Annotated in this window: 24 protein-coding genes and 3 tRNA genes; 14 read left to right on the top strand and 13 right to left on the bottom strand. The window is 58.6% G+C overall.

Annotated features, from left to right (window positions below):
* The first annotated feature begins 13 nt into the window (after nucleotides 1-13).
* On the top strand, nucleotides 14-1,534 hold the full coding sequence (gene cysG / locus VDP81_RS11510; protein ID WP_322996400.1) for a siroheme synthase CysG: 1,521 nt from the start codon (nucleotides 14-16) through the stop codon (nucleotides 1,532-1,534).
* Between the two features lie 80 nt (nucleotides 1,535-1,614).
* On the opposite strand, the gene bamC is transcribed toward cysG, so the two are convergent.
* From bamC to VDP81_RS11490, 4 genes are all read right to left on the bottom strand, one after another.
* A complete protein-coding gene (bamC, locus tag VDP81_RS11505; protein WP_322996399.1) occupies nucleotides 1,615-2,739 on the bottom strand; it encodes an outer membrane protein assembly factor BamC in 1,125 nt (374 codons plus the stop codon).
* Nucleotide 2,740: 1 nt separating this feature from the next.
* Nucleotides 2,741-3,643 carry a 4-hydroxy-tetrahydrodipicolinate synthase gene (gene dapA / locus VDP81_RS11500; RefSeq protein WP_322996398.1) on the bottom strand — a complete coding sequence of 301 codons (903 nt, stop codon included), beginning with the start codon at nucleotides 3,641-3,643 and terminating at the stop codon, nucleotides 2,741-2,743.
* Between the two features lie 97 nt (nucleotides 3,644-3,740).
* The gene (locus VDP81_RS11495; protein ID WP_322996397.1) at nucleotides 3,741-4,394 is read right to left on the bottom strand and encodes a site-2 protease family protein; all 654 of its coding nucleotides are present in this window, start codon (nucleotides 4,392-4,394) and stop codon (nucleotides 3,741-3,743) included.
* A 63-nt stretch (nucleotides 4,395-4,457) separates the two neighbouring features.
* Nucleotides 4,458-5,081 carry an L-threonylcarbamoyladenylate synthase gene (locus tag VDP81_RS11490; protein WP_322996396.1) on the bottom strand — a complete coding sequence of 208 codons (624 nt, stop codon included), beginning with the start codon at nucleotides 5,079-5,081 and terminating at the stop codon, nucleotides 4,458-4,460.
* Nucleotides 5,082-5,205: 124 nt separating this feature from the next.
* Here VDP81_RS11490 and VDP81_RS11485 point away from each other — a divergent pair.
* The 5 genes from VDP81_RS11485 to VDP81_RS11465 all read left to right on the top strand — a co-directional run bounded on the left by VDP81_RS11485 (nucleotide 5,206) and on the right by VDP81_RS11465 (nucleotide 8,202).
* Nucleotides 5,206-5,281, top strand: a tRNA-His gene (locus VDP81_RS11485).
* Nucleotides 5,282-5,373: 92 nt separating this feature from the next.
* Nucleotides 5,374-5,802 carry a multidrug/biocide efflux PACE transporter gene (locus VDP81_RS11480; RefSeq protein WP_323012349.1) on the top strand — a complete coding sequence of 143 codons (429 nt, stop codon included), beginning with the start codon at nucleotides 5,374-5,376 and terminating at the stop codon, nucleotides 5,800-5,802.
* A gap of 65 nt (nucleotides 5,803-5,867) precedes the next feature.
* Nucleotides 5,868-6,116 (top strand): hypothetical protein, encoded by a 249-nt coding sequence (locus VDP81_RS11475; RefSeq protein ID WP_323012348.1) that lies wholly within the window; start codon nucleotides 5,868-5,870, stop codon nucleotides 6,114-6,116.
* Nucleotides 6,117-6,126: 10 nt separating this feature from the next.
* Entirely contained in the window at nucleotides 6,127-7,581 is a 1,455-nt protein-coding gene (gene cls / locus VDP81_RS11470) for a cardiolipin synthase (protein ID WP_322996393.1), read from the top strand.
* A gap of 141 nt (nucleotides 7,582-7,722) precedes the next feature.
* The gene (locus VDP81_RS11465; protein WP_323012347.1) at nucleotides 7,723-8,202 is read left to right on the top strand and encodes a carboxymuconolactone decarboxylase family protein; all 480 of its coding nucleotides are present in this window, start codon (nucleotides 7,723-7,725) and stop codon (nucleotides 8,200-8,202) included.
* A gap of 3 nt (nucleotides 8,203-8,205) precedes the next feature.
* On the opposite strand, the gene VDP81_RS11460 is transcribed toward VDP81_RS11465, so the two are convergent.
* On the bottom strand, nucleotides 8,206-9,417 hold the full coding sequence (locus VDP81_RS11460) for an aminotransferase class I/II-fold pyridoxal phosphate-dependent enzyme (protein WP_323012346.1): 1,212 nt from the start codon (nucleotides 9,415-9,417) through the stop codon (nucleotides 8,206-8,208).
* Nucleotides 9,418-9,573: 156 nt separating this feature from the next.
* On the opposite strand from VDP81_RS11460, the gene VDP81_RS11455 reads away from it, so the two are divergent.
* The 3 genes from VDP81_RS11455 to VDP81_RS11445 all read left to right on the top strand — a co-directional run bounded on the left by VDP81_RS11455 (nucleotide 9,574) and on the right by VDP81_RS11445 (nucleotide 11,199).
* Nucleotides 9,574-9,650, top strand: a tRNA-Arg gene (locus tag VDP81_RS11455).
* 10 nt (nucleotides 9,651-9,660) lie between these two features.
* Nucleotides 9,661-10,476 carry an AraC family transcriptional regulator gene (locus tag VDP81_RS11450; protein WP_322996390.1) on the top strand — a complete coding sequence of 272 codons (816 nt, stop codon included), beginning with the start codon at nucleotides 9,661-9,663 and terminating at the stop codon, nucleotides 10,474-10,476.
* A 78-nt stretch (nucleotides 10,477-10,554) separates the two neighbouring features.
* Nucleotides 10,555-11,199, top strand: a complete 645-nt coding sequence (locus tag VDP81_RS11445; protein WP_322996389.1) for a LysE family translocator — start codon at nucleotides 10,555-10,557, stop codon at nucleotides 11,197-11,199.
* 57 nt (nucleotides 11,200-11,256) lie between these two features.
* Here the strand turns inward: VDP81_RS11445 and VDP81_RS11440 are convergent, their stop codons facing one another.
* Both VDP81_RS11440 and VDP81_RS11435 read right to left on the bottom strand, forming a co-directional pair.
* A complete protein-coding gene (locus VDP81_RS11440; protein ID WP_416233250.1) occupies nucleotides 11,257-11,694 on the bottom strand; it encodes a c-type cytochrome in 438 nt (145 codons plus the stop codon).
* 59 nt (nucleotides 11,695-11,753) lie between these two features.
* Nucleotides 11,754-12,167, bottom strand: a complete 414-nt coding sequence (locus VDP81_RS11435) for a cupredoxin family protein (protein WP_322996387.1) — start codon at nucleotides 12,165-12,167, stop codon at nucleotides 11,754-11,756.
* 303 nt (nucleotides 12,168-12,470) lie between these two features.
* Here VDP81_RS11435 and VDP81_RS11430 point away from each other — a divergent pair, with 303 nt between their 5' ends.
* The 5 genes from VDP81_RS11430 to VDP81_RS11410 all read left to right on the top strand — a co-directional run bounded on the left by VDP81_RS11430 (nucleotide 12,471) and on the right by VDP81_RS11410 (nucleotide 17,944).
* Complete coding sequence (locus tag VDP81_RS11430; protein ID WP_323012344.1) at nucleotides 12,471-14,036, top strand: sensor domain-containing diguanylate cyclase; 1,566 nt, start codon at nucleotides 12,471-12,473, stop codon at nucleotides 14,034-14,036.
* A gap of 109 nt (nucleotides 14,037-14,145) precedes the next feature.
* A complete protein-coding gene (locus VDP81_RS11425) occupies nucleotides 14,146-15,297 on the top strand; it encodes a phospholipase A (RefSeq protein ID WP_323012343.1) in 1,152 nt (383 codons plus the stop codon).
* A 22-nt stretch (nucleotides 15,298-15,319) separates the two neighbouring features.
* Nucleotides 15,320-17,218, top strand: coding sequence for an LTA synthase family protein (locus VDP81_RS11420; RefSeq protein WP_323012342.1), 1,899 nt, complete (start codon nucleotides 15,320-15,322; stop codon nucleotides 17,216-17,218).
* A 39-nt stretch (nucleotides 17,219-17,257) separates the two neighbouring features.
* A tRNA-Pro gene (locus VDP81_RS11415) sits at nucleotides 17,258-17,334 on the top strand.
* 202 nt (nucleotides 17,335-17,536) lie between these two features.
* Nucleotides 17,537-17,944: a DoxX family protein gene (locus tag VDP81_RS11410; protein WP_322996383.1), complete on the top strand. Its 408-nt coding sequence runs from the start codon at nucleotides 17,537-17,539 to the stop codon at nucleotides 17,942-17,944.
* Nucleotides 17,945-17,948: 4 nt separating this feature from the next.
* Here VDP81_RS11410 and VDP81_RS11405 read toward each other — a convergent pair whose 3' ends face one another.
* The 6 genes from VDP81_RS11405 to pstC all read right to left on the bottom strand — a co-directional run bounded on the left by VDP81_RS11405 (nucleotide 17,949) and on the right by pstC (nucleotide 23,210).
* Nucleotides 17,949-19,346 carry an ATP-binding protein gene (locus tag VDP81_RS11405; RefSeq protein WP_322996382.1) on the bottom strand — a complete coding sequence of 466 codons (1,398 nt, stop codon included), beginning with the start codon at nucleotides 19,344-19,346 and terminating at the stop codon, nucleotides 17,949-17,951.
* Nucleotides 19,343-20,014 (bottom strand): response regulator transcription factor, encoded by a 672-nt coding sequence (locus VDP81_RS11400; RefSeq protein ID WP_322996381.1) that lies wholly within the window; start codon nucleotides 20,012-20,014, stop codon nucleotides 19,343-19,345. The genes VDP81_RS11405 and VDP81_RS11400 overlap by 4 nt, the downstream gene beginning before the upstream one ends.
* Entirely contained in the window at nucleotides 20,011-20,349 is a 339-nt protein-coding gene (locus VDP81_RS11395) for a PepSY domain-containing protein (RefSeq protein WP_322996380.1), read from the bottom strand. The genes VDP81_RS11400 and VDP81_RS11395 overlap by 4 nt, the downstream gene beginning before the upstream one ends.
* A gap of 259 nt (nucleotides 20,350-20,608) precedes the next feature.
* Nucleotides 20,609-21,391, bottom strand: a complete 783-nt coding sequence (gene pstB / locus VDP81_RS11390) for a phosphate ABC transporter ATP-binding protein PstB (RefSeq protein ID WP_322996379.1) — start codon at nucleotides 21,389-21,391, stop codon at nucleotides 20,609-20,611.
* Nucleotides 21,392-21,406: 15 nt separating this feature from the next.
* On the bottom strand, nucleotides 21,407-22,267 hold the full coding sequence (pstA, locus tag VDP81_RS11385) for a phosphate ABC transporter permease PstA (protein ID WP_322996378.1): 861 nt from the start codon (nucleotides 22,265-22,267) through the stop codon (nucleotides 21,407-21,409).
* A 7-nt stretch (nucleotides 22,268-22,274) separates the two neighbouring features.
* Complete coding sequence (gene pstC, locus VDP81_RS11380; protein ID WP_323012341.1) at nucleotides 22,275-23,210, bottom strand: phosphate ABC transporter permease subunit PstC; 936 nt, start codon at nucleotides 23,208-23,210, stop codon at nucleotides 22,275-22,277.
* Nucleotides 23,211-23,295 lie beyond the last annotated feature (85 nt).

The raw sequence follows: 23,295 nt of genomic DNA, 5'->3' as shown, positions 1-23,295 counted from the left end.
AAGCTGAAAACGTATGCAACATTTTCCCCTCTTCGCAGACTTGCACGGGCGCACCGTTCTGGTGGTGGGCGCCGGGGTCGTGGCCGACCGCAAGATCAGCCTGCTGCTGTCGGCCGGTGCCCAGGTCGTGGTAGGCGCCCATGCGGCCCACCCCCAAGTCCAGGCGCGTGCACTGGCCGGGCAAATCGAACTGCGGCTGGCTCCTTTTGACCCCGCCTGGCTGGACGAAGCCTGGCTGGTCATCGCGGCCACCAATGACCGTGCCCTGAATCAACGCATCGCCCAGGCAGCCCAGGCCAGGCGGCTGTTTTGCAATGTGGTGGACGATGCGGCGCTGTCCAGCGCCCAAGTCCCGGCTATTGTGGACCGCGCGCCCCTGACCATCGCGATTTCATCGGGTGGCAGCGCCCCCGTCATCGCCCGCCGTCTGCGCGAACGCATCGAAACCCTGTTGGAACCCGCGCTGGGGCCATTGGCCAGCCTGGCCCGGCATAAGCGCCAGGCCATCCGCCAGGCACGGCCACAGCTACGGGCCAGACGGGCATTTTATGACTGGCTGATGGACGGCCCGGTGCTGGGCGCCTTGCGGCGCGGTCAGCACCAGGAAGCCGAGGCCGCGCTGGACCAGGCACTGGCCCAAGACACCCAGGCCCCCGTCGGCAAGGTCCTGTTGGTGGGCGCCGGTCCCGGTGATCCCGGCCTGCTGACGCTGCGCGGCCTGCGCGCCCTGAACGAAGCCGATGTCATCCTGAGCGACCGTCTGGTCAGCCCGGAAGTCCTGGCACTGGCGCGACGTGATGCCCAGGTGCTTGATGTCGGCAAGGCCATCGGCGGCCCTCACGAAGATACCCAGGCACGCATACACGCATTGATGGTGCACCATGCCCGCCAGGGGCGCTGCGTCGTACGCCTGAAGGGCGGTGACCCGCTGGTCTTTGGCCGAGGCGGCGAAGAGCTGCAATATCTGCAAAGACACGGCATTGCTTACGAGGTGGTCCCCGGCATCACGGCCGCCCTGGCCTGCGGGGCTTATGCCGGGATTCCGCTGACACACCGCGACCATGCGCAGTCCTTGACTTTGGCCACGGCGCATCGGCGAGCCAGCACAACCAAAAGCATCGTGCTATCCCCCGTCACGAGAAATCATCCGGTAGCACCTGATTCTTCTCTGGATACCATCGAAGAAGTCACAACAACTGGTGATGGTCACACGCGTGTTTATTACATGGGCATCGGTCGCCTACCCAGCTTATGCCAGCAACTACTCAACGACGGGCTGACCGCAACCACGCCGTGCGCAATCGTAGAAAACGGATCTCGATCCAATCAACGCGTCTTGCACGCAACGCTGCAGACCTTGGCGACCCAGGCGCAAGCGCAGGCCATTGCATCGCCTGCCTTAATCATTGTCGGTGAGGTCAGCCGCCTAGGCGCCCAACTGCACTGGTTCGGCCAGACCCTGGGACTAAAGACCCTGGACCTTCAACCACCACAACAACAGCTCGACAACCAGCCCTATTCCCTGCAAGCCTGAAGACTCGCCATCACCATTGCTGTAAAAACAAGAATCCCCGCCTTGAAGCGGGGATTCTTGTTGATCGCAAACGGATGCGCTTAACGAGTCGTGTTGAGGTTTTGCTCCAGCACGGTCAGGATACGTCGAGCGGTTCCGTCCGTGAGCGTCTGGCCGTCCTGATCCAGCACGGTCACCTGGGTAGCACCGCCTTGCTGAGCCAGATGCACCCGGAACTTAAGGGGCTCGGCGGCATTGCGCGTACCGAACAGACGTCCGAAGACGGTTTGTTGTTCGATCTGTTCGCCCGTATCGGTATCCAGGTAGCGGATGTAGTAATCCCCCTGGTCGCGATTGCGGTCCTCGACGGTAAAGCGCGCCGAATCAATGGCCACCCCGACACGCCGCCAGGCACGATCAAAGGGCTCGTTGACCAACAAAGCCGCCTGACCATCGGCCAACTGGGCGGTGGTGCCTGGCCCCCGATCCTGGGTGGCATCCTGAATATCCTGCGCGGTTTTTTGTTGATCGGCCCCTAGATAAACCATCAGGCGGGCCAGCATGGCGGCATTGAGACCTGGGTCTTCCTTACCGAATACCCATTTGAACGCAGTGCCATCGCCTGTCGGTGTTTCGACCATATGCTGGTGACTGAGGTAGATCTCGGTCTTGCCGCTGGCACGCTCCAGGCGCATGGTGAAGCGATCGCGCTCGCCGCTGTCGAACACTTGGTCCAATATGCTGCCCAAGGCGTTGCGCAGCCAACCCTCGGGGATCTTGGCGCGGTTCTCGGCCCAATCGGTCTCGATCAGCCCGGCTTTGGGGTTTTGGGACTGGATGGTAAAGCCCTGTTCGCCCCAGAATTCGATGAGCTTGGGATACAGGACCTCGGCAGGCTGATTGACCACCAACCAGCGCAGTTCGCCATCGCGCTTTACCTGGATATCATCGCTTTGAGGCAGCACGCGTTCAGCGGGATTGACGCTTTGGTTGCGTTGGCTGGCCGAATAGGCACTGAGGGTGGCAACACCCTCGGGGGCCTTGTAGTGTGTATTGCTGTTGGCCTGAGTCAGGTCGGGCGGAATCACCAGGGGGTCCCCGGTAACGGTGCTTTTGTATTCGATGGACTCGGACTGCCCTGTCAGCTGTCCCAAAGTGGAACAACCAGCCAGCAAGGAAACCAGGGCCAGACTGGTCAGGGAGAGCGAAGCGCGTTTCATGGTCATGTCAGAGGCAACCTGCATCAACGAGGGCTTGGCGCACAACTGTGCGGAAGGAGTCAGACAACGGTGTCAGGGGCAGACGATAGCCCATTTGGATCAGGCCCATTTCGGCCACGGCCCATTTGACCGGGATGGGATTGGCTTCCAGGAAAAGCACCTGGCCCAGAACCGCCAGCCTATTGTTCAGACGACGGGTTTCCGGGATATCCCCCCGCAGGGCTGCCGCGCAGAGTTCGTGCATCAGACGCGGAGCGACATTGGCCGTGACGGAAATATTGCCCCGTCCGCCCAGAAGAATCAGGGCAGCGGCAGTGGGGTCATCACCACTGATGACATGAAAGCCCGCAGGGGCAGCAGCGATCAGTTGGGCGCCCCGGCCAATATTGCCGGTGGCGTCTTTGACCCCGATAATGCCCGGCACCTGGGCCAGACGCAAAATCGTGTCATTGGACAGATCCGCCACGGTGCGGCCCGGCACGTTATACAGAATGCTGGGGAGTTCGACGGACTCGGCAATCGCCCGGAAGTGTTGGTATAGGCCTTCCTGGGTGGGCTTATTGTAGTAAGGCACCACGGTCAGGCCGGCGGATGCCCCCGCCGCATAAGCGTGGCGCTGCAACTCGATTGCCTCGGCGGTGGAGTTTCCCCCGGTCCCGGCAATCACGGGCACGCGCCCATCCGCATGACGCACGGCAAGCTCGATGAGTTCTGCCTGTTCCTGGACAGTCACCGTGGGGGATTCACCAGAAGTGCCCACCACCACCAGGGCATCTGTGCCCTGATCGATATGCCAGTCTATGAGTTTACGAAAGGCTTCAAGGTCTAGCTGCCCATCAGGGTGCATGGGCGTTACCAAGGCCACCATACTGCCCTGAAACGAGGGAAAGGATGAATCCACACCGGCCATGATAAAAATTGTCTCCGTAATGCACCCGGGCACAGACCCAGGCAAGATAAAAAAGCAAGTTTACCGGATTCGGGCGCCAGAAACCGGCTGAATCTGCCTAAAGAAACCCACGCACCACCCATTGGCCGAATTGCAGCAAAGGCGTCATCAAAGGCCACAGCCACCCCATGACCATCAGCACAATGAGAATTGCCAGGCCATAGGGCTCAATGCGCCCATATTGCCAGGCCATGCGCGGGGGCAGCAGACTAAAGACAATACGCCCGCCATCCAGCGGCGGCAAAGGCAAGAGATTGAGCGCCATGAGGATGAGATTGATCTCGACCCCGGCCTGGGCCATCAGGGCCCAGAAGCTGCCTGGCTGCTCAATCATGCCGGCCGATAGCATCACGCGCAGAAACAGCACCCAGAAAATCGCCTGCAGCAGATTGGATGCCGGCCCGGCCAAGGCGACCCAAAGCATGTCTTGTTTAGGGCGACGCAGGCGGCTCCAGTTGACTGGCACCGGCTTGGCCCAGCCAAACAGCAGCCCTCCCCCCATGAAACGTGTGACAAACAGCAGTACCAGCGGCACCACGATAGTGCCCATGGGATCAATGTGGCGCAAGGGATTAAGGCTGATGCGGCCCGCCTGATAGGCGGTAGGGTCGCCGAAATAGCGTGCCACATACCCGTGCGCAGCCTCGTGCAGCGTAATGGCAAACAGCACAGGGATGGCATAGACCGAGATGGTCTGGATGAGTTGATCCATGAAAAAACGCCACAGGGAGTCGGCCCATGCCGACAATCCCCGTAAGCATAACCGCTGAGTTGATCAAATACCCAGCGTGGACGGATCGCCGCGTCCGACACGCACCACCTGAGGTTCATCACCAGTCAGGTCAATCACCGTGGTGGAGTCCATCGGGCAGGGACCGCCATCGACAATGGCAGCCAGATCATGCTGATAGCGTGCAAGTATGTCCTGAGCGTCGTTCAGGGCGTGAGTCTCACCCTGGGGGATCAGGGTGGTGGACAGCAGCGGCGAACCCGCTGCGTCGATCAGCGCCCGGGCCACCCGATGATCCGGCACCCGGATGCCAATGGTCTTGCGCGAGGGGTGCGATACCCGGCGCGGCACTTCCTTGGTGGCTTCCAGGATGAAAGTCCAGGGCCCCGGCGTGGCCATCTTCAGCAGGCGGTAGTGGGTATTTTCGACCTTGGCGAAGTGGCTGATTTCAGCCAGGTCACGGCATAACAGGGTCAGGTGATGGCGTTCGTCCAAACCGCGCAGACGGCGCAGGCTCTCGGCGGCGGCCTTGTCGTCCAGACGGGCGACGACGGCATAACTGGAATCGGTGGGCACTGCCACCAAGCCTCCTTGGGTGAGGAGATCGCCTGCCTGCTCCAACAGGCGCGACTGCGGGTTATCGGGATGGACGACAAAAATCTGGGCCATGTTTTTTCCTTTAGATGAAATCCATCATCCCATAACATGACTGAAAACCGAGGCAGAATCAAGAGGCAAATACGACATCCTGCAAAAGCAAATTAGTCATGCTAGAATTCCTTTTCTTTCGGCGGTGGCCGTAGCTCAGTTGGTAGAGTCCCGGATTGTGATTCCGGTTGTCGTGGGTTCGAGCCCCATCGGTCACCCCAAAATTTCCCCGGCTTCCCCGGCCAGGCAGGGACGACCCGCCTGCGATGCATGAACGTGGTGACGACACCACCTCCATCCGCATCATTCTTCCATGCAGATCCATCATCGCTCACTGTCAGAACGCATCCTCCACGCACTGACCTTCGAGGTTCTGGCCATTGGCATTTCCGCCCCGCTAGCCGCCTGGATTACAGGTCGATCCATTCTCAGCATGGGCATTCTTACTGCCGTCATCGCCACCATCGCGGTGGTCTGGAACATGCTTTATAACTGGCTGTTCGATCGATTGCAGGCACGCTGGGGCTTCGACCGCAGCTACTGGATACGAGTGGGCCACGCCTGCTGCTTCGAGGCCGGCCTGGTGGTCATTGCCATCCCCTTCGTGGCCTGGTGGCTGGACATCTCGGTCTGGCAGGCACTGCTGCTGGATATCGGCTTTGTACTGTTTTACCTACCCTACGGCTTTCTTTTCAACCTGGGTTATGACAAGATTCGTCAGAATCTGGTCGCTGCCCACTGATCGCTGTCCGAACAATCTTGATGGGTGACAGGCCCAGTTTCGCTATTCATCACCTGCGAGACTCCATGAATCCCAATCCCGATCATCTCCGTTCCCCTGGTTCGACACCCGACTGGTCCACCGCCCCCGATGGCTGGGACTGGGCAGCCCAGGACGCCGACGGTCGTTGGTTCTGGTATCGCACCTTACCCCTGCCCGGCATCGGCGGCGGCATCTGGCGCGCCAATTCCCGCAATCAGCAGTTGGCCGGCACGGCCAGCCCAAACCCCGATTGGCTGGATACCCTGCAACAGCGTCCCAGCTCATCCACCTAGAAGCGCGCCCATGTTAGCCATCTCGCAGTTTCTGTCCGACTACTGGCCCCACCTGGTGGCCCTATGTTCGTTCACCCTGAGCATCGTGGCCGCCATCCACGTCGCCATGAACAAAAATGACGTGCGCGCCGCCATCGCCTGGGTCGGGGTCGTGATCATGTCGCCTTTTCTGGGACCGTTCCTGTATCTGGTAGCCGGCATCAACCGCATCCGCCACGACCAGCTATCCACCCAGCGCAGCCGCCTGATCAAAGACTACGTCAACCACACCCGCGACCCCGTTTCCAGAGTCTCATCCATCTCTGGGCCCCAATTTGATTCGCTGCGCCTGCTGTGCGACCGGGTCAGCCGGTTTCCGCTGCACGACGGCAACCACATCACCTTGCTGGACAGCGGCGACGAGGCCTACCCGGCCATGCTGCAGGCCATCGACAATGCCCAATACTGCATTGCGCTGCAAAGCTACATCTTCGACCACGACCGTATCGGCCTGCAGTTTGCACAGGCCTTGCGCCGCGCCCACGAACGCGGCGTCACGATCCGCGTCCTGATCGACGCCGTGGGGTCCAAATACTCGCATCCCCCCATCGTGGGCCTGCTGCAGCGCGACGGCATTCGCACCGAACTCTTCATGTCGCATGTGCTGGGCCTGCGCATGCCCTACGCAAACCTGCGCAGTCACCGCAAAATTCTTTTCATCGACGGCCATTTGGGCTTTATGGGCGGCATGAATATTCGCGAGAGCTTCCTGGTCTCGTTGATGGGTTCTCACGCCGCGCACGACACCCACTTTCGCATCGAAGGCCCCGTGGCCACCCAGCTTTTCGCCGTCTTTGCCAACGACTGGGAATTCACCACCCGAGAACGCCTGCCCATCGAGGACTGGTGCCGCCAGATCCCCGATGCACCGCACCCGCAAGTACCAGCGCGCTGCATACGCTCCAGCCCGGACCGATTCATCGCCGCCACTCACAATGTCTTGCTGGGGGCCCTGGCGGTGGCCCAGCGCCATGTGCGCATCCAGTCGCCCTATTTTTTGCCCGACCAGACCCTGATGGGGGCTTTGAACACTGCCGCACGACGCGGCATCCAGGTGGATATCGTGATTCCGGGCAGCAATAATCTGCGCCTGGTCAGCTATGCCATGGATGCTCAGTTAGCGCAGGTGATTTCGGCAGGCTGCCGGGTTTGGGCCAGCCGGGGCAATTTCGACCACTCAAAATTGTTGACCATCGACGATGGCTGGTCCTATGTAGGTTCGTCCAACCTGGACCCCCGCAGCCTGCGCCTGAACTTCGAACTGGATCTTGAGATCTACGACCCGACCCTGGCCCGCCAGATCGCCGGGCGCATCGATCAGGAAATTGCCAATGCGGATTTGGTCACACCCGAATCCCTGCAGGCGATTCCTTTCTGGAAGCAATTGCGCAACCGTCTTATCTGGCTGGCCAGCCCGTATCTCTGATATTTAGCGGCCTTCAAGCCAATGCCGGGCCTGCATTGTCAGGCACGCAAAATCCCCCTCAGCATGTAAGTGTTTCCTGCAAACAGGACCAAAGTGGTGCAGAATAAACAGGTATGTTGAAGCAACCTCTATGGACACACCATGACGCAACGTCTTAATTATTATCAAGCCTCACCCGAAGCTGCCAAAAAGTTCTCGGCATTCAGCCAAACCCTGCACGAAAACCCTTTCTTGGCCAAAATCGGCTATCTGGTCACCCTGCGGGCATCCCAGCTCAATGGCTGCACTTTTTGTGTCGATATGCACGTCAAGGAAGCCAAGCTGGCCGGTGAGCGCGAACTACGCCTGCACCACGTGGCTGTCTGGCGCGAATCTCCTTTGTTCGATGCCAAGGAAAAAGCCATCCTGGAGTGGACCGAGGCCCTGACCCAGTTGCCACCCCACGGCATCCCGAACGAGCTGTTCCAGCGCGTGCGCCAGCAACTGTCCGAACAAGAACTGGCGGACCTGTCGTTCCTGATCGTGGGGATCAATGGCTGGAACCGCCTGGGGGTGGCTTTTCAGCCGGTCCCAGGCTCGTCTGACCAGCAATTCGGGCTGGATAAAGCCGGGCTGGCTTAAGCTTTACACACTCTTTGATGCCGCCAGCGCCTGATCCAGATCGGCGATCAGGTCGTCGATGTGCTCCACGCCCACCGACATACGGACAAAATTAGGCTGGATACCGGCGGCGGTCATTTCGGCCTCGGTCATAGAGCTGGCCCACATCGACGCCGTATGGACGGCCAGGGTTTCGACCCCGCCCAGGCTGACCGCCTGGGTGGCCAGCCGCAACGCCGACACAAAGCGCTGGGTTGCCGCATATCCGCCCCGAATCGAATAGGCCACGATGGCGCCGAAGCCCTTCATCTGGCGGGCTGCCAGGGCATGCTGGGCATGGCTGGGCAGGCCCGGATACAGGACTTGTTCGATTTCTGGCCGGGCTTCCAGCCACTGCGCCACCGCCAGGGCATTGGCATTGATGCGCTCCATGCGCAAAGACAAAGTCCGCAGCCCGCGCAATAAAAGCCAGGCGTCCATGGGCGACAGCACCGCCCCCAGCGTGACGTGCATTTTCCAGATTTGTTCGGCCAAGGCCTGGCTGCAGCAAATCGCCCCAGCCATGATGTCACTGTGGCCGCCCAGGTACTTGGTGGCGCTGTGCACCACAATATCAATGCCCAGCGCATGGGGGCGCTGATTCAGCGGCGAGGCAAAGGTATTGTCCACCACCGTCAGTATGCCGCGCGCCCGGGCGATTTCGGCCACCGCAGCCAGATCCGTGATGGACAGGCTGGGGTTGACGGGGGTTTCCACCATGATCAGCTTGGTGTCGGGCTGCAAAGCCGCTCGCAGGCTATCCAGATCCGTCTGGTCAAAAAAACTGACCCGCACCCCATAGCGGGGCAGGACTTCGGTAAAGAGCTTGGACGTGCTCATGTAGTGGCGCTGTTGAGCAACCACATGGTCGCCTGCCTGCAACAAGGCCAAGATGGTGGTGCAGATCGCCCCCATGCCAGACCCGGTCAACAAGGCGGTTTCCGTGCCCTCCAGTCCAGCCAGAATTGCCTCGACGTGCTTATTCACCGGATTGCCATGACGCGTATAAAAATTAGCTGGGCGCACCGAGGTCGCCATGGCCGAAAACTGCTCGGCGGACTCGGCCCGGAATGTGGCACTGTAATGGATGGGCGGCACCACCGCAGCATCGTGATGGCAGGCGGCATCACCATGCAGCACCAAGGTCTGTTCATGCCAGGTGGACGGATCGGACACATCGGGCGGCAGGGTAATCATGGGGTCAAATCCAAAAGAGACAAAGCCATCATGATACGCCGCGCACACAAACTCATGATCCGCACACTGAACACAATCGCCCATCAAATTCAGGGTCAACACCGGCCCCGCGTTTGCACGGTAGAATCCAGGGTTCGGAGGCTGGCCACAGCCATACCGCCCTTAGCTCAGTTGGATAGAGCAACGGCCTTCTAAGCCGTAGGTCACTGGTTCGAATCCAGTAGGGCGGGCCACAAGTCATCCATGAACCTTATTACACAGTTCTGGCGCGATCCGGCGATGCCTTATGCCGAGAGCCGACGCGCCTGTCATAGCCGGGCCTGCTATAAGCCCCACAGCCACCCGACCTTTTCAATCGGTGCGGTCGATCAGGGCGTCAGCTGCTTTACCGGCGCAGCCGAAGGGCCCTTGACCCTGCAGGCAGGAACGCTTGTGTTCGTCCCTGCTTTCTGCGTCCACGCCTGCAATCCGGAGCTCGGTACTGCCTGGAGCTACCAAATGCTGCATCTGGACGCGGACTGGCTCCAGGCTGTTCGCGCGGAATGCGCACCAGAAAACATGAAAAACCGGGAGAACGAACCCATCCGCATCGTGGCCGAACCAGCGATCTATGTGCGTTTCTGTCGTCTCAACACGCTGTTGTTCTCTCAGATCGACCCACGCGATAAAGAAGCAGCGCTGATCGAGTTCATTGGCGAGTGGGATGAGGGACGGGGTCAACGCATCAGTACTCGCGTCATATCCCCAAACCTGGGCAGACAGATTGACCCCATCCTGGATTTATTGCAGGAGAAACCTGCCATTAACATGGACTTGAGCGATCTGGCGCAATTGGCAGGAATGAGCCGCTACCAATTGATCCGAGCTTTCCGGGCAGCCACCGGCATGACGCCCCATGCCTGGCAATTGAACCAACGTATCAATCTTGCGCGTGAGTGGATACGAACTGGCGAAGGCCTCGCAGAGGTGGCATATCGCCTGGGTTTTGCAGATCAAGCACATTTTCAGCGCGTCTTCAAGGCACATGCAGGCATCACGCCAGGCGGCTTTCGAACATAAGCCAACTGCAATTTTCTTCAATACAGAGCGCCTCTAAGTCGGCACACTTGGGGAAAACCACTTGGATGCGTACTCTGAATGCAGCAGTTTATGATTGTCGCCGCAGCACATTTTCTGGCGCTGTTATCGCCTGGCCCCGATTTTTTCCTGATTGCCCGAACCTCTCTGTCTACGAATTGGCGCACTGCCAGTGGTGCCTGTCTGGGTATCGCCGTGGCCAATGGCATTTTCATCGTTACCGCATTTGCCGGTACGGCTGTATTACAGCCAGATAGCGTACTATTTGTGGCCCTGCAGCTTGCAGGTTGCACTTATTTGATCTATCTCGGCGTCCTGTTCATCCGCTTTGCGGGCACTAACACCTTGGAGGAAATGCCTGTATCACAAGGGCGCAATGGCCTGCTCGCGCAACAAGCCATCATGTGGTGGCGTGCCGCTGGAATAGGCTTTCTTTCAGGTATTCTCAATCCAAAAAATGCATTGTTCTATGCCAGCCTGGCTGCGATGCTGACAGGCCCATATGCCAGCGCGGGCTGGAAAACCATCTATGGCGTCTGGATGTTCAGCATCGTGCTGCTGTGGGATGTACTGGTGGCGATCATGATTGGCAATAAGGCCGTATTACGGCGTTTTGCCCATGCACTGCCCTGGTTGGAGCGCGTATCGGGCGGCATGCTCATTGTGCTTGCCTTAGGCGTACTCGCAGCATTGTTGGTGCGTTGATTGTGCTGTTAAGCATCTCTTGGCCTGCAGGGCGGGCCACCGCAAAACGATAAGCGCTTACTGTGGCGGCTGCAGCGTGATTTGTTTCTGGTCAGCCCGTACCTGAGGCGGCCAGGAACTCTTGATGTAGGCCAGGACCGCTGCGATCTCATGATCGCCCAGCTGTCCGCCATAGGCCGGCATATCGCTTATGTATCCAGGGGGCGCTGTCTTGCCAGGCACCAGGCCATTTTTGATGATATCCATCAAGACCGTATCTGGATGATGCCACGTATGTCCTGTTTCATCATGGGGTGGTGCCGGCAGGCGTCCATCTGCGCGGCGCATCCGCCAGGATGGCTGGCCTTCCAGCTTTGCCCCATGACAAGCCGCGCAATGATTGGCATAGATTTGCCGTCCGGCTGTCACCAGGGCCTGATCTGAAGGATCAATATAGGCCGACTGCGGGCTGCTTGAAGACCCATCAACCAATAAGCCCAAGGCAAGCCCCGACATACCAAGCGCGCCAATCAGTGCCGTTGACTTCCTCATGCTTGTTTGCCTGGCATCAGTTGCTACCCGACCATGACCTTGCCAACCATGCCTGCCTCCATGTGTCCAGCAATCAAGCAGGCAAAGTCAACGGTACCAGCATGCGTGAACTGCCAGACCAGCTCGCCGGCTTGGTCGGGATTCAGTGAAATCATATTGGGCTCGGCATGTTGTACATCGGGCATCTTGCGCATCATGGCTGCATGATCGCGCATTTCAGCGACCGAACCGATCACCAATTCATGGGGGAGTTTGCCGACGTTCTTAATCAAGAACCGGACCGTATCGCCGGCCTTGACATGGATGTCGTCTGGCGTAAAACGCATGGTGTCATCCATGACGATGTCTACCGTCCGGGTGACCTGAGCCCCATCGCCCGGTTGCCCTACCGCAGGGCTACCGACTTCCATGCCAGACATATCATGTTCTTGCATCATGGTGCCAGCTTTCACCTGGTGGCCGCCACTGTGGCTCCCGGAAGCCATGGCGAGGGCGGATAGTGTGCTTAAGATCAGTACAGTCAGTGTCTTTTTCATAATCAGATTATTGTCTATGATATCGTCCAAATGGACCTGCACCCAGTGATACGCGGGGGCATCTCATAGGATAGTCGGTTTTTACCAAAAACACATATAACAGCTTTGTAACCTACCTACCACAACGCTGCCTGACGAGCGCATAAAATTGCGTGCATAAACAGCACTTCCACGCCGATAACTCTTGGTTTTTGAATATTTAAAATGACTTACCAATCCATCACCAGAATAGATTTGCGGCGGCTTATACTCGCACTTACTATTGCAAGCGCGTTAATCTCTCTTGCAAATACTTTTTATGCCAGCTACCAAGTTCAGCGCCAGCAGTTGATTGAAAATACGCTTGAAAGCAATCACGCTTACGCAACCAAATTGGCAGCCAGCACCGAAGATTTCATTTCCGGCGTACAACAGCAATTGAAATTCAGCGCGGCAGTCATTGCAGCCAACTTTCAAAACAAAACAATTCTTGAATCGGAAACCAAAAGACTGAGGCTTCAAACAGACAGCTTCAACTCTGTGATGGTGATCAATCGATATGCCGAAGTGCTTGCCACGTCTCCGGATACCTTGCAAATAAAAGGCCTGACGCTAGAAACCCCAGGGGCAATCGAGGCCATCAAAAACAAGAAACCATCAATCAGCCAACCTTACGTCTCAACAGCTGGAAATCTATTGATTTTCATCTCTCACCCAATCATTCTGGATTCCGGCGAATATGCCGGAGCCGTCGGTGGAACCATATATCTCAAGCAAGCAAGCGTTCTTAACCGCCTTCTTGGAAAACACTACTATAACGATGGTTCTTATATATATGTTGCCGATCAAAATAAACGCATCATTTATCACCCTGACATTGATCGCGTTGGAATAATCGCAGACGACAACTCAGTGATTGATAATTTTTCCAAGCAAAAATCAGGAAAAGCACAAACGAAAAACAGCCAGGGGACGGAGATGCTCGCGGGCTATGCGCTTGTCACCACAACGGGTTGGGGCATTGTCGCTCAACGACCAAAATCCGCAACACTTGCTGCGCTTGATTCACTGATGCTCGAAGTGATCAGCAAGACTTTGCCGATCGCATTGCTTTCTCTGCTGATGATCTGGTGGTGCGCCAAGCTGATTTCAAATCCTCTGCGAAAGCTTGCTGACAGCGCCGACGCCATGGACAAGCCTGAAACTGAAAAAAACATCCAAGACGTCAAATCCTGGTATTTTGAGTCTTCCGAGCTAAAAAGAGTCATGCTGACTGGCATCGGAATATTGCACAAAAACATAAACAAGCTGAAAGATGACGTGCACACAGACCCATTAACTGGTCTGGGCAATCGCAGAAGTATGGACTTGGCACTTTCCTCGTGGAAAGCCACAAAGACATCATTCTCTGTTCTCGCGATTGATATAGATTTTTTCAAGCACGTTAACGATACTTTCGGTCATGATGTGGGTGATATTGTCCTGCAAAAACTAGCACAGCACATGCGCGATGTCTCCCGCGCAGATGATGTGATTTGCCGCATTGGCGGTGAAGAATTTCTAATGCTGTTACCCAGCACAAATGCACAAATTGCAGCTCAAGTCGCAGAGCGATTGCGCGCGCTGGTGGAATCCTCGGCTTTTGATGCCGCTGGAAAAATAACCATATCGCTGGGTGTCGCTAATTGGCCGGATAGCTCAAATGAGATAGTCACAGTCCTCAAGGCGGCTGACGAAATGCTTTACAAAGCAAAAAAATCCGGGCGCAACCGCGTCGAGGTTCTATCGTAAATGCTACAGTTTTGGGCACTGCCTACCTCGCCTGCCCTGTCCTATGCCTGCCCTGCGCTGCCGTTCATTTCATGTTTTTCTGCTGGCATTCATACTGTCGACCACTGCCATGGCCACGCATGCAGAACTGGTGCTGCGCTTGGGCAGCACCCAGGCGGCCCCAGGTACCGCCATCGACCTTGAAGGTCTGCTGATCAATGACACCGGCAGCCTCTTGAGCGCCCCGATAACCCACGAACTGCATGGGCAATGGACCGACCTCCAAGGCCGCACCACGCCTGCCAGTTTTCAGTTGCGCACGTCGGCCAACACGGCCAATCTGCCGGTCAACGCCTTTACCCGCATGGTCTGGGCCGGGTCCGTGCCAGACCATGCCCAGGGCCTGCTGCGCCTGACTATCCAGGGGGCGGATAATACCTTGCTCGCGCTGCAAGTGAGTGGTGTCACCCCCTCCTTGCCGATTGAAAACGCATTGCCTGCACAGCCTGTGGACACGACCGATCAGATGCCGCCTGCGCCACAGACCAACGTCGGGCTGTCTCCCTTCGAGACTTTTCGCAATGCCCTATCCCCCTACGAGCCCATCTATTTTGCGCTGGGCAGTCGCGGCGGGGCCAACGCCCGATTCCAACTCAGCTTCAAATACCGCCCCTTCAGCCCAACTGATCCGGCCAACCCCGGCTTCATGGACCACTGGTACATTGGCTACACGCAGACTTCACTCTGGGACTTGCACTCGGATTCCATCCCCTTCGTGGACACCACCTATAATCCCAGCCTGTTCTGGGCCCGGGAAGCCCTGTGGGAAACTACCGATCAGCGCTGGGCGCTGGGTCTGAATACCGGGGTCGAACACAAGTCCAACGGCAAGGATGGTCAGGAATCCCGATCATTGAATAACGCATACCTGCAACCGGAAATCGGCTACCGACTGGATGGCGGCAGCCGCCTGAGCTTCATGCCGCGCTTCAAGGCATATGTAGGGACGGACTCAGACATGGACTATCCTGCCTACTTGGGTTACGTGGACTGGAAGCTGCGCTGGGCTCAGGATAACGGCATGACCCTATCCGGCCTGTACCGCCAGGGCAGCAGCGGCCACGCCACTCAGATCGAGGCGACCTGGCCCCTGCAGCGGACGGCTTTGCACATGAACGGCCATTTATACGCCCAGTACTTCCAAGGCTATGGCGAAACCCTGCTGGGCTACCGTGAAAAGTCCAGCCCGCAGTTTCGCATCGGCATCGCCCTGGTCCCCTGATCAGGAAAACCAAGGAAACCCCATGTTTACCCAGATCGGCCTATTCACCCTGTCGCTATTGCTGATGCTGATGCTGAGTCGGCTGTTGCTGACTGCCTGGCAATGGGCGCGGGTACAGGCCGCAGGCGGCCCCTGGGCCATCGTGCGCTGGGGACTGCGCATCGACCTGAACCAGGTGGCCATGTGGGCAGGCATCCCCGCCCTGCTGGCGCCCTGGCTGGCCGACCAGCCCCTGGCCATCTGGATCACGGGCCTATGGTTGCAAGGGGTCTGGCTGCTGTTCGTCTTGCTGGAAATATCCACCCCGCAATTCATCCAGGAATACGACAGCCGCCCAAACCGCCTGTATCTGGATTACCTGAAATACCCCAAGGAAGTCTTCGGCATGCTGTGGAAGGGCTACAAGCCGGTATTGGCTGCCGCTGCCCTGGTCTTGCTGCTGGCTGCTTGGCTGGGACACAGCTTGTTCGCCCACGCACAACCAGATCCCCTGCCCGCCTGGCCCTGGCGCGTGGGCCTGACGCTGCTGATTGCAGCGGCAATCCTGCTGGCCGTGCGCGGCACCCTGGGCCACCGGCCCATCAATCCGGCCTCGGCCGCGTGGTGCGGCGACAGCCTGCTCAATACCCTGCCGCTCAATTCCCTATACAACGTGCTGTTCGCCTTGTACGCCATTAAAAATGAACGCTCGGCGGCCGATGTCTATGGCGATCTGCCCGACGCCGAACTCCAGGCCATCATCTGTGAACAGGCAGGCATCCCTGCCGGGCCACCAGAACTCCCCACCTTGCACCATCAGCCAGCCAGTCAATCTCCCGCCCGACCACTCAATATCGTGCTGATCGTCCAGGAAAGCCTGGGCGCCCAATACGTCGGCAACCTGGGTGGCGCAGGGCTGACCCCTTGCCTGGATGCGCTGGCGGCCACGGGCTGGAACTTCACCCGCGCCTACGCCACCGGCACCCGATCCGTGCGCGGCCTGGAAGCCGTCACAGCAGGCTTCCCTCCGACACTGTCCGATGCGGCACTGCGCCTGACCAATGCCCAGAGCCGATTCTTCACGCTGGCTCAGCTCTTGCGCCGACATGGCTATCGATCACGCTTCATCTATGGCGGCGAGGCGCACTTCGACAACATGAAGAGCTTTTTTCTGGGCAATGGTTTCGACGAGCTGCACGACCTGCCCACCTTTCAGTCTCCGGCATTCGTCGGCACCTGGGGGGCCAGCGACGAAGACATGTTCAACAAGCTCCATACCCTGCTGTCGGATGGCGCAGGCCAGCCGACCCTGCACCTGGCTTTTTCTGTCAGCAACCACACACCCTGGGAATACCCTGCCGGGCGCATCGCCGTGGATGGCGACCCTGCAACCGTGCAAAACACCGTGCGCTATGCCGACTGGGCCATCGGGCAATTCTTCGAGCGCGCGCAGGCCAGTGACTATTGGAAAGACACCGTATTTCTGGTGGTGGCCGACCACGATGCCCGGGTGGGCGGCGCCCAACGCATCCCGCTGCGGCATTTTCATATCCCGGCCCTGATCCTGGGGGCGGGCGTTCCCAGCCGCCGCGACGACCGCATCATCAGCCAGATCGACCTGCCCACGACACTGTTATCGCTGGCGGGCATCAGCGATACCCATCCCATGATCGGCCATGACCTGACCCAAACGGGCACGGGCGGGCGGGCCATGATGCAGTACGAAGACCATTATGGTTACCTCAGCGGCGACACCCTGACTGTGCTGGAACCCCAACACCCCCCCTTGTTCTTTGCCTATCAGGCCCCCGATACCTATACGCCACTGCCTGCCGACCCCGCCCTGGGCCGGATTGCCCTGGCACATGCGCTGTGGCCCACCTGGGCCTACCGCCACCAGGCGCACTCCCTGCCTGAGCTACGTCATGGCCACACAGCATAAGCCCTTCGCTCGTGGTAGAATCCCGTGTTCTGGATCAGTCGGGGCGTAGCGCAGCCTGGTAGCGCATCTGCTTTGGGAGCAGAGGGTCGCATGTTCGAATCATGTCGCCCCGACCAGATCAAATCAAGGACTTGCACGGCGCAGCCGACAAGTCTTTTTTTGTGCCCAAAACCCGGCGTAAAAAAGACCTGCCGACAGAGACAAAACGTAGATTTTCAATAGTAATCGCGTACAATTCCCAAGCATCCATGCTGCATATAGGGCCATTTGTCTGGCTGCTGCACGGCACCACTCTCTCCAATAGCCAAGGACTCATCAATGTCATCGACTTCCACAGACGACCTGGGCAAGCTCGTCTTGCGCCTCTCATTAGGCATCCTGATTCTGCTGCATGGTCTGAGCAAGCTCGGCGGTGTCGACTGGATCAGCGGCATGCTGCAATCCCACGGACTGCCGGGCTTTATCGCCTATGGCGTCTATATTGGCGAAATTCTGGCCCCTGTTCTCCTGATCATCGGCATCTGGGCCCGTATTGGTGCTCTGGTGGTCGCCATCAATATGCTGTTCGTCATCGGCCTGGTGCACATGAACGAACTCTTTACTCTCGGCAAGAGCGGCGCCTGGGCGCTGGAACTGCAGGGCATGTTCCTGTTCGGCGCTATCGCCGTGGCCCTGTTGGGTGCTGGTGGCTACAGCCTGGGCGGACGCAACGGCCGCTATAACTGATCCGCTAATCCGGCTGCGGGCTTGCGCTGGCACCCGGCAGGTTGATCACGACACAGGCGCCACCCAGGGGGCTGGGCTCGATACGGGCCCAGCCGCCATATAGATCCGCCAGATCACGCACAATCCCCAGCCCAAGCCCCGAACCAGGCGTGCGTTCGTCTGCACGCGTGCCGCGCTGGAATACTGCCTCGGCACGCTCAGGGCTCAGGCCCGGACCATCATCCTCCACCCGGATTTCCAGTTCGCCATCCCGGCTGCTGGCCAGCACGCGGACCTGCTGCCTGGCCCATTTCCCGGCATTGTCCAACACGTTGCCAAGCATTTCTTCGAAATCCTGGGATTCTCCCCGAAAAACAAGATCGGACTCGACCGCACTGAGGTCATAGCGCAGGTTTTGCTCGGCATGCACTCGCTGCATCACCCTGACCAGCCCCTGCAAAAGCGGCAGTACAGGGCTACGCAACCCCGTCATGCGCACCGCTGCCGCCGCCCGCGCATGGGCCAGGTGATAATCTACCTGACGCCGTGCCGTGGCAATCTGTTCCGTCACCAGGCGTGGCAAAGCTGGGTCCTGAGCCTCTGCCGCATTGGACATGACTGCCAAGGGCGTCTTCAACGCGTGAGCCAGATTGCCCGCCTGCTGGCGCGCGCGCTCCAGCCCCTGGGCATTGCGCTGCAGGACTTGGTTGAAATCATCCACCAGCGGTTGAATCTCGGTGGGGAAAGCTCCCTCGATCCCCTGGGCGCGGCCTTCGCGCAGATCCGCCAGGCTGCGGCGCAGACGCACCAGGGGGCGCAGACCATAAGACACCTGCAGCCAGGCGGCAATCAGCATTCCCAACACCAGCACCCCCAGGGACACCCCCAGCATGCGGTTGAAACGACTGATGGGCTCGGCCCACAAATCCCGGTCAACGGCAACCGACAGGATCAATTCGTTGTAAGGCCCCTCGGCGGGTTCGATCTTGCGCACCCGCAGCCACAAATGGCTGCCCTCAGGCCCTGGAGCCTGGGTCTCCAGATCCTCGCCCGGCAGTAGCGCCGCATAGGCCTCCGGCAAGTGCGTATCCCATAAGGAGCGCGAACGCGCCAGGAGCTTGGCAGGCTGGCCGTCATCCGTCGGCCGGAAAATCTGCCAGTACAAACCGGAGAAGGGATGACTGAATCGCGGATCACTGGGAAACGACGACAAGGACACCTGGCCTGCCGCATCCACCTGCAAAACGGAGGTCAACTGGTCCAGGTGGATGTTCAGTTCTGACTGCAGTTGCGCCAGGATATGCTGGTGAAACATCTTCTGGATGCCCCAGCCCGCCACCGCCACACTGAGCAGCACCCAGGCCAGCATTCCTGCCAACAAGCGCAGACGCAATGAGTGATAGCGGTCGCGCAAACGGATCATGACGCGACGGCAGTATCGTCCAGACGATAGCCCAGACCGCGCACGGTCTGGATCAAGCCAGCCGGGATCTTGCGTCGCAGCCGCGCCACAAAGACTTCGATGGTGTTGGAATCCCGATCGAAATCCTGGGCATAAATGTGCTCGACCAGTTGGCTGCGCGAGACGACCTCGCCCTGATGCATCATCAGGTACGCCAACACACGGTATTCGTGGCTGGTCAGATCCAGCGGCATATCATCCACCGTGATCCGGGATTGGCGGGTATCCAGCAATAAGGGGCCACAGCGGATATCGCTAGAGGCAAACCCCCCGGCCCGGCGCAGCAAGGCCCGCACCCGGGCCTGGAGTTCTTCGAGGTGGAAAGGCTTCGTCAGGTAATCATCGGCCCCGGCATCGATCCCCGCCACCTTGTCATGCCAGTTATCGCGGGCGGTCAGGATCAGGACCGGGGTGGTCTGGCCGGATTCCCGCCAGGACCGCAACACAGTCAGGCCATCCCGTCCGGGCAGGCCCAAGTCCAGCACCACCAGATCGTAGGGCTCTACCATCCCCTGATGCTGGGCCTCCAGACCGTCATGAACAACATCCACGACGTAGCCGGCGGACTCCAGGGCGCTCTTGAGCTGTGAAGCCAATAAAGGCTCGTCCTCGGCTACCAGCAGTCTCATGAGTGCTTGTCTTTATCGTGTTTGTCGTGGATGGATCGCTGACGCACCGACAGGACTTTGCCGTCGCGGGCATCAACCTCTAGTTTGACCAATCTGCCCTGATCCTGCAAGACCTTGAATTCGTAGATCCACTTACCCTTTTCGTCCTCGAATTCGACTTTCAAAACCTGGCCAGGATAATCCTTGGCGACCAGGGCCAGTACATCTTGCAAGGGCATGACTTCACCCATGGATTGCAAAAGTTCGGCTTTTTCACGGTCGTGGCTATGAGCTTGGGCACCTGTAGCCCAAGCGCCCAGAACCAGGGTGGCGGCGAGTAATTGACGGCGGTTCATGAGGCTATCCTCCTGAGTAATGATGCAGGCAGAATAGCAAGATGGGGATGAATGAAGGATGAATGGCAAGGCGCTCCGATTCGATCGGCACAGGACTTCCTCAAGCCGAAACAGCTCTCCACCTCGCGCCTTGCAAGGCGCTCCGATTCGATCGGCACAGGACTTCCTCAAGCCGAAACAGCTCTCCACCTCGCGCCTTGCAAGGCGCTCCGATTCGATCGGCACAGGACAGTCCATTGGGACTGTCCTGTGTCCGATCTCATCCAAATCTACCTGTTATGTAGTCTTCGGTTTCCTTGCGGGTGGGCTTGACGAAGATCTGGTCCGTGGGCCCGAATTCCATGAGTTCACCCAGGTACATGTAGGCTGTATAGTCCGAACAGCGGGCTGCCTGTTGCATATTGTGGGTGACGATGACCACGGTGTAGTCTGCCTTCAATTCGGCAATCAATTCTTCGATCTTGGCGGTAGAGATCGGGTCCAGGGCGGAACAGGGTTCGTCCAGCAACAAGACCTCGGGCTTGATGGCAACCCCGCGAGCAATACACAGACGTTGTTGCTGGCCACCAGACAGGCCATTGCCGCTTTGGCCCAATTTGTCCTTGACCTCTGTCCACAGGGCAGCCTTGGTCAAGGCCCATTCCACGCGCTCGTCCATCTCGCCCTTGCTGAGGCGCTCGAACAGGCGCACACCGAAGGCGATATTGTCATAGATGCTCATGGGGAACGGCGTGGGTTTTTGAAACACCATGCCGACCTTGGCGCGGATCAAAGAGATATCCAAACGGGAATTCAGCAAATCCTCGCCATCAAGTTCGATGGCGCCTTCGGCCCGCTGCCCAGGATACAGTTCGAACATGCGGTTGAAAGTGCGCAACAGCGTGGATTTACCGCAGCCCGATGGGCCGATAAAAGCCGTGACCTTGTGCTCGGCAATCTGCATATTGATGTCACGCAAAGCATGATATTTGCCATAATAAAAATTAAGGTCGCGCACTGCCAGCTTGGTGCGTTCGGTGATAGGGGTCGAGGACAGGGTCATGGTCAGGTAATCGAATTATTTACGAAACAGGCTGCGGGCAGCGATATTGATGCCCAGCACCAGCAGTGTGATCAGGGCTGCCCCGGCCCAGGCCAGACGATTCCAGTCCTCGAAAGGGCTGGCGGCATATTGGAAAATCACCACAGGCAGGTTAGCGATCGGCGCGTTCATGTTCCAGGACATGAACTGATTATTCAGCGCAGTAAACAGCAGCGGTGCGGTCTCGCCCGCGATGCGCGCCACCGCCAGCAAAATGCCCGTCAAAATCCCGGAGCGCGCCGCCCGATAACAGATGAACACCACCACGCGCCACTGGGGGCAGCCCAGCGCGGCGGCAGCCTCGCGCAGGCTGTTGGGTACCAGAGACAGCATATTATCCGTGGCCCGCACCACCACTGGAATCACCAGGATGGCCAGGGCAAAGGCCCCCGCCCAGCCTGAATAATGTCCTACCTGGGCCACATATACCGCATAAATGAACAAGCCAATCACGATGGATGGCGCCGACAACAGCACATCATTCAGGAAGCGGGTGGCTGGCGCCAGCCACCCACGGCGGCCATATTCGGCCAGGTAGGTGCCGGCCAGCACCCCAATGGGGGTACCGATCAACGTCCCCACCCCCGACATCAGCACGCTGCCGACAATGGCATTAAGCAGGCCACCGGCCTCGCCTGGCGGGGGGGTGCTCTCGGTCAGCAGGGTCATGGACAATGCCCCGCCGCCCTTGATCAGCAAAGTTGCGATGATCCAGGCCAGCCAGAACAGGCCGATGCCCAGCGCCAAGCTGGACAGGCCCAGCATCAGACGATTGAAGCGCCGCCGACGGCGATAGATCGGGTTGCCGAGCATGATGGGAGAATCAGAAACAGACATGGTCAGCTCAAGCGCCTTCTTTGCGCGATAGTTGCAACAGCATGAACTTGGAAATGGCCAACACCACCGTCGTGATCAAAAACAGAATCAGGCCTAGTTCCAGCAGGGCGGATTTCTGCAGGCCACCGGCCTCGTTGAATTCGTTGGCCAAGGCCGAGGCGATGGAATTGGAAGGCGAGAATATAGAGTTGGGGAGGTTAAAGGCATTGCCGATAACAAAGGTGACTGCCATGGTCTCGCCCAAGGCCCGCCCCAGGCCCAGCATGATGCCACCGATCACCCCATGACGGGTATAGGGCAGCACGACCTTCCAGACGACTTCCCAGGTGGTGCTGCCCAGGCCGTAGGCGGATTCCTTGAGCATCGGAGGAACCTGCTCGAAGACATCCCGCATGACGGCGGTGATGAAGGGAATCACCATGATGGAGAGAATCAGACCGGCGGTGAACAGGCCGATCCCCATGGGAGGCCCGGCAAACAAACTGCCCAGGACGGGCACCCCCTCGAATAGGTCCACCACCACAGGCTGCACATAGCGCTGAAACAGCGGGACAAAGACAAACAAACCCCACATGCCATAGATAATAGAAGGAATGGCTGCCAGCATTTCAATGGCAATTCCTAAGGGGCGGCGCACCCAGGCGGGGGCAAGCTCGGTCAGAAACATAGCAATGCCAAACGACACCGGCACGGCAATCAACAGGGCCAGCAAGGCGCTGATGACTGTCCCCAGAATGGGCACCAGGGCACCATAGTGCTGTTTGACCGGGTCCCAGTCATTGGTCCACAAAAAAGCCAGGCCATCCCGGATCAGCGTGTCGCGGCTGCCGTAGATCAGGGACACCAAAATACCGGCCAGCAAAACAAAGACCAGGAACGCGAAAGCCCGTGTCAGGTGTCGAAAGCCCGCATCCACCAGCAGGGTGCGATGTTGATTGATCATGAGAAGGCCAGGTGGTGACCGGCTTGCAGATGCGCAGGCCGATCAGGATTCAAAAAGCAGTATTTTCCCACAAATGGGTCAAGCC

The organism is Castellaniella sp. (assembly GCF_034675845.1).
In the GTDB taxonomy this organism is placed as follows: Bacteria; Pseudomonadota; Gammaproteobacteria; order Burkholderiales; family Burkholderiaceae_B; genus Castellaniella.
This window is presented reverse-complemented; position numbering and strand designations above follow the sequence as displayed.